The 435-nt window shown below is 61.1% G+C and carries 1 protein-coding gene; it reads left to right on the top strand.

All coding sequences use genetic code 11. The annotated features are described in order from the left end of the window. On the top strand, positions 1–219 hold a 219-nt coding region (locus AB6809_RS26185; RefSeq protein WP_371027478.1), incomplete at its 5' end, for a hypothetical protein. Positions 220–435: the final 216 nt, after the last annotated feature.

Here is a 435-nt window from a genome sequence, read left to right as displayed (position 1 = left end):
ATCAAAGACATCGCCCACACCGAAGACCTGTCCGCCAAGGCTCTGTCCGCTGTACGCGGCGGCAGCAACTACAACCTGGGCAACCTCAATGCTGCTTATGGCGGCGGCTTCGCCAGCCCCGGCGTCGTCGTGGCACCGGTCACGCAGACCGACACGTACACGAAGGTCGAGATCCCGACGATCATGAACTTCGGCGGCCTGCAGTTCGCCAAGGCGTGAGTTAAGCGCCGGGGAGAGCGGCGCTCTCCCTTTGCTTGCCGAACCGTACTTCCAAACCCGAAACAGAGAAACATCTCAGGAGACTTACCATGACCTCGCTCACCATCAAAGACATCGCCCACACCGAAGACCTGTCCGCCAAGGCTCTGTCCGCTGTACGCGGCGGCAGCAACTACAACCTCGGCAACCTCAACGCTGCTTATGGCGGCGGCTTCG

This window comes from Paraburkholderia sp. RCC_158, from assembly GCF_041355255.1.
Classification (GTDB): Bacteria; Pseudomonadota; Gammaproteobacteria; order Burkholderiales; family Burkholderiaceae; genus Paraburkholderia; species Paraburkholderia graminis.
This window is presented reverse-complemented; position numbering and strand designations above follow the sequence as displayed.